The organism is Carboxydocella sp. ULO1 (genome assembly GCF_002049255.1).
In the GTDB taxonomy this organism is placed as follows: domain Bacteria; phylum Bacillota.
Genome location: NZ_BDLQ01000081.1, coordinates 131997 through 137518, shown reverse-complemented (window position 1 = coordinate 137518; position 5522 = coordinate 131997). Strand labels below are relative to the sequence as shown.

At 45.3% G+C, this 5522-nt stretch carries 5 protein-coding genes and 1 pseudogene; 2 read left to right on the top strand and 4 right to left on the bottom strand.

Annotated elements, in window-relative coordinates; all coding sequences use genetic code 11:
* The first annotated feature begins 88 nt into the window (after positions 1–88).
* Positions 89–871 carry a hypothetical protein gene (locus tag ULO1_RS10830; RefSeq protein ID WP_079933591.1) on the top strand — a complete coding sequence of 261 codons (783 nt, stop codon included), beginning with the start codon at positions 89–91 and terminating at the stop codon, positions 869–871.
* A 94-nt stretch (positions 872–965) separates the two neighbouring features.
* Entirely contained in the window at positions 966–1421 is a 456-nt protein-coding gene (locus ULO1_RS10825) for a hypothetical protein (RefSeq protein WP_079933590.1), read from the top strand.
* Between the two features lie 7 nt (positions 1422–1428).
* On the opposite strand, the gene ULO1_RS10820 is transcribed toward ULO1_RS10825, so the two are convergent.
* From ULO1_RS10820 to ULO1_RS15230, 4 genes and pseudogenes are all read right to left on the bottom strand, one after another.
* The gene (locus ULO1_RS10820; RefSeq protein ID WP_079933589.1) at positions 1429–3306 is read right to left on the bottom strand and encodes a divergent polysaccharide deacetylase family protein; all 1878 of its coding nucleotides are present in this window, start codon (positions 3304–3306) and stop codon (positions 1429–1431) included.
* 178 nt (positions 3307–3484) lie between these two features.
* A complete protein-coding gene (locus tag ULO1_RS10815; protein WP_078665475.1) occupies positions 3485–4033 on the bottom strand; it encodes a hydrolase in 549 nt (182 codons plus the stop codon).
* 511 nt (positions 4034–4544) lie between these two features.
* Positions 4545–5033: a hypothetical protein gene (locus ULO1_RS14960; RefSeq protein WP_079933588.1), complete on the bottom strand. Its 489-nt coding sequence runs from the start codon at positions 5031–5033 to the stop codon at positions 4545–4547.
* Between the two features lie 91 nt (positions 5034–5124).
* Positions 5125–5522, bottom strand: a pseudogene (locus ULO1_RS15230) (glutamine--tRNA ligase); the annotation flags it as partial.

Here is a 5522-nt window from a genome sequence, read left to right as displayed (position 1 = left end):
AATGGTTTTTTTTTTTTTTTTTTTTTTTTTTGATATTCTATAATTTTATTGGACGCCCAAAGAATAATATTGGAAGGGAGGAACAGAAATGAAAATTCGTCATATAATTGGTTTAGTATTAACTTTCTTTATGCTCTCAATAAATGGTCAGGCTTTTGCAACGCTCAAAGAGAATAATACTGTTGTTGAAAGCAAGGAGCTTAAAGCAGACTCCAATAGTGAAGTAATTCTAGACAAAGTTAAACTCGTAAAATATTCCAACGGAGAATTAAGTATCCACGGCTCTGCGAAAAGAAAATTCGGTGAACCAGCACAATATTATAGAATAACAGTTGATGGAAAAAAAGGAACATATAACACCAAACTACTACCTATTCCGGATAAATATAAAAAGTTCACTACAAACAATTTTCAAAGCAATTCATTATTAACAACTTCAGTTACTTATACGAATAGTGTAACAGTAATAATTGATACTGAAGATATTCCACAAGAGAATCTAGCCGAAACAATGAATTTCTTATATTGGAATGGAAATTCCGATGGAACTGTTTCATTAATTAATTACAACTGGGATTTTTGGGCAAATCCTCTGACAAATGTTTACACCACTTGGTATGTTGATACGCAAAATTCTTATCATACTGGGCCCTATTACAATTCTAACCGGACCTATGTATATCACGACGTAACCGGCCAGTATTACAATTGGGATTGGATGGATGATAATATAGCCACATATACAAAACATTGGAGTAGAATCATTGGCTATTCTAATTCTTATGGATATAATTGGAATGCTCGACATTGGGGTGAAACCTCAAGCATTTTACAAGTCGATGTTTTTGTTAACGGTCAACAAATTAATTAACTATTACTGTACAAGGGGCCTGTATATGGCTCCTTGTACAGTAAATTTTACATATCTATCTCAACAAACCTTATTGAAGGAGGTAGAGGTAGAGGTGATGTTTTTAATTATTTGGGGTATGCTTGGTTTTGCCGTTTTCTTTCTCTTCACTCTAAAACTATCTAGTAACAAGGAGCATGAAGAATTAAATAAATTAATCAAGATGATAAAGATACTTATATTTGTTTCACTTATTTCTATTGCTTTTTTTTATTTATCCTACTATAGTTTGTATGGCAATTGGCCAGTATGGTTATCAATTATTTTCCTTGCAGTCACAATCGGCTGGCCTTTTTTTTCAATATATGCCTGGGTCAAAGAAAATTCAAATCTTAAGAAATATTTACCTGCCATTACACTTTGGTGTAGCCCACTTGTAATATTAGCCGCCTCTGACGATTTTGAAAGATTATTTAACATAGATAGAGTTCCTAGGGAATTTATTCCTTTAATAATCTTATTATTATTTACTATAGGTATCTTAAGTTGGTCTGTGCCAAAAATGAGATAGTATCTTATTATCTGCGGCTGCGTTCCGACCACAGGTCGGCCACATAAACCAGCTCAATCCCCTGTTCCTCCAGCCAGGGCACCATTTCCCGCAAAGCCTTGGCCAGATTGGGTCCCGTTACCCCTACATGGCCAATGGCAATAGCTTCTCCGTTTTGCCTGCAAACCCGGGCCAGTTCGCGGATTTGTTTCTTGATCGCCGTCACGGAATTGATGTCATCCAAAAAGACCGAACGTTCCAGCACTGTCATGTTCAACTCCCGGGCCAGGACCGGCACAACTGTATCCTCCGTTGTACGGCTGTCCAGATAGATCAGGTTTTTCTCCTTGGCTACCCTGAGCACCTCGTACATCAAATCCTTGCGCCTGGTGATTTTTGACCCCATATGATTATTCATGCCGCTGGCATAGGGGACATCTGCCAGATCCTCCAGCACCGTCTGGCGCACCTGTGCTGGAGTCATATCTGCCGTCACAGCCCCAGGCCCCAGCCAGCTTTTCTTCCCTTTTTCCGGCTCCATCGGCAGATGCAAAAAGACCTGATAACCCAGACGATGAACTTTTTCCGCTGTGGGCCGGGTCAAATCCAGTTTGGGCATAATGGCCAGGGTTAATGGTCGCCGCAAAGCCAGCATTTCCTCCAGACCCCGATTGCTCCCGGCCAGGTCATCGATTACGATAGCTACCTTTAATTTGGGTTTGATGGGGGTTAAAACCCGGGTTAGATCCAGATGTTCTCCAAAAGTCTCCCGTTCTTGCCCATTAATCAGCACTTTGACCCCATTGATACCCGGTACACTGCAAACTGTTTCCGTCAAGGCCCTGAAAGCCAGTTGTTCCTGGTAACTGCCCCCCGCAGTGGGTACTGCTGCCGTCGAGAAATTGAGGACTGCAATCCCATTATCTATTTCCACTCCCAATAACCTGGTGTCGGGCACGAAAACCGGCTCCAAACCCTGTTGCGGGGGCCCGGCCAGCAGCTGTTCCACCAGCAAACGCACCAGTTCCTTACTGATGTGCGGCTGGGCCCAGGTTTTCACTTCCCCCGGCAGGCTAACAGCCACCAGCTTTTCCCCATCGGCCGTGGGGAAATATACCTGTAAGCCAGGCCCATCGGCAGCCAGTGTAGTTTTTGTTGCAGTCGGCTCAGGTACAGGAATATCCTGTTGCAGGAAGTAAGCATAGATACCGGCCGCAATCTGTCCTGCCAGCCGTTTCTGATAGGCTTCCTGTTTTAATAGCTCCCGTTCCCTGGTATTGGTCATAAAGCCTGTTTCAATGATCAAGCCGGGGTAAGAACTATGTCGCAGCAAATAATATTCCGCCGGACGGGCCTGATGGGGCTTGCCTCCCTCCTCTACAGCCGCCTCATTCAGTTTTTGCTGAACCAGAGTAGCCAGTTGAGCAGCGGCTGGTATCCGCCGGTTATAAAAGACCATGGGACCGGAGGTCTGGGGCCGCCGCGGATTGGCATTGACGTGGATGCTGACAAATAAATCAGGCCGGTAATTTTCAATTATTTCGATCCGTGACGTCAGGTCCTGCCGATGCCGGGAAGTATAACGCTTTGCTTCGTCCTGTAAGGCTTTGTCCTCTTCCCTGGTCATAATCACCTTGACCCCCTGCTGTTCCAGCTCCTGCCGCAGCTTCAGGGCTATCGCCAGATTGATTTCCTTTTCCAGAAAACCGGGGCAATTAGCCCCACCATCAATGCCGCCGTGGCCCGGGTCAATCACAATCACCCTGGGCCAGAGGGGATAAAAAACCTGGCGGGCCAGTTCCCAGCCAATTCTATAGACAAAAATAACTATAACTAGTATAATAAAAACATATGTGGTAAATTTTAACTGACGCCAGGAGAGAAAAAAAATCACCGGTCTCCGCACTCTACCTCCCCCATTTCAGACTAAAATTCAGTAAAGTTTATGCGAATACCAGCTTGGTTTATTAGTTTCGACATAAGTAAAAGGGGCATATCACCAGCCCCTTTTATTTATGCTTACATTTATTAGCCACAAGCAGTAACAAAATTAAAGACATAGGCTTTGCCCTTGGCGATTTCGGTTATTTGATTAAACGAGATAATTCCTTAAACTCTGGTGTCCCCGCCTCTTTCATCAAATCAAAGAATACAGATTCAGTATTGGTAATGACTGCTCCCATTTGTTGCATTAAGGATAATGCATTCAAATAGTTTTCTTTACTACGTGAGCAAACGGCATCACTAACAACGAAAACGTTATATCCAATTTTCAATAAGTCTCTAACAGTTTGGAAAACACAGACGTGTGCCTCCATTCCTGTAACTATTATTTTCGGTCTACCTATCTTCTTTAAATCCGCAACCAACTGGTCTGTACATGCTGAAAAAGTTATCTTTTCATAAATCGTTACTTGATTAAAGTTGCTTGCAACCTCTTCTACTGTCTTTCCCAGGCCTTTTGTATACTGTTGTGTAACCACCACCGGTATATTTAGCCTATTAGCTATAGTTAGCAAGATATTTGTCTTATTAATAATTTGACTTCCATATTTCATTACCGGAACTAGTCTCTCTTGTATATCAATGACCATTAAAACCACTTCGTCCTTATTCACAAAAAATTTGTCCATTATTTACACCTGGTTCAAAAAACTTGACTGTTTTTATCTCCAGCCAAACCGGCCCCCAGACCAGGTCTTCGCCTCCTTTCCGAACATTTGATTTGCCCTCCGAGGGGCAGGGCGACAGGGGACCTCGGCCCGGGAGTCCCACCCGGAGCCCGAACGAAGAGGTTATCCTCTCCCGTACCCCAGGCTCGCCTTCGGAATGTCTTTCGGCACCAGCAGGTCGAAGTAAACTGGAGTAGAAGCGGCAAGCTCACCGCCGTCCGAACCGTCCTGTTAGAACGCCTACCGGTTTTCCCGACACCGGCTAAACGGGGTTACCGTAAGGACAGGGCAAGTTTTTTGAGGTCGTGCCAGATGGAGTAATATGCCTCCTGCTGCTGTCGGGCAAACCCGTTGTGCAATAGGAGCTTACCATCCAGCCACCTCAAGCAGGCCCTGACCCTGCGGGTCATCCCTTTTCCTTCCCTCGGTATATTAGGATTGACTTTACAGGTTAGGTCTTGCTTGATTTGGGTTACCAGTTGCTGAAGCTCTTTCGCCTTTTCCTTGACAGCCCTTCTGCACACCGCTTCCACCATCTTCGCAAAGGGAAAGGCCCCTTGCAGATTCTTTCCCAGAGTTTTCTGCCGCCAAAGATTACCTTTGGTATCGTGCCGCTTTGCCGGTGGGCATCAAACTCAGCTAGCTTTTTCTCCAAAGACGCTACCCGGTTGTTCCGCCCTTTGACTACCAGGCGGAGTTTTTCAATAACCTCTGAAGTAATCCCCCTTTTTTCTGTCTTCGCCAGCTTCCTGCCTACTTCGATCTGGTCAATGCCCATGGGGATGTGCTGGGACTGGTTGATAGCAGTGGCAGCCTGGTGGTGAGGGTTTATCATGCGGATAATGCAGTTCAGCGGAAGGTCGATGTTAGTCGAGGAAAAGAAATTCCTTACTGCTTTGTAAGCCTTGTTGAAATCCTGATCGAGCGAGTAGGAGGGGGTGATTAACCCCCATCCTCTCACACCACCTAGCATGCGGGTCCGCACTCAGCGGTTCCAAAAGATTACAAGTATTGGCCCCATACACAGTATACAGGGGGGCAAAAGCCCCCACTTATAATTTGAAAGAGCTTTTCAGGGAAACAATCCGGTTAAAGACCGGTTTTTCCGCCGTGGTATATTTGGGGTCCACATTAAAGTACCCATGGCGGAAGAACTGGAACTTGGTTTGAGGCGCCACCCCTTTGAGCTGGGCCTCCACAAACCCCTGCAATACCTCCAGGGAATTGGGGTTGATGCGCTCCAGGAAGGACTTGTTTTCTTCCTCCTCCTGATCGTCTTCCAAGATTAAAGGTTCATAGAGGCGGAATTCCGCCGGCAGGGCGTGATTGGCTTCCACCCAGTGAATGGTGCCCTTGACCTTTTTGCCGGAAGTATCCTGACCGCTTTTGGTTGTGGGGTCATAGGTACAGCGCAATTCCACCACATTGCCAGCCTCATCCTTGATGACCT

Coding starts and splice junctions, on each gene's coding strand:
- ULO1_RS10830 (WP_079933591.1), top strand. CDS start 89: ATGAAAATTCGTCATATAATTGGTTTAGTATTAACTTTCTTTATGCTC.
- ULO1_RS10815 (WP_078665475.1), bottom strand. CDS start 4,033: ATGGACAAATTTTTTGTGAATAAGGACGAAGTGGTTTTAATGGTCATT.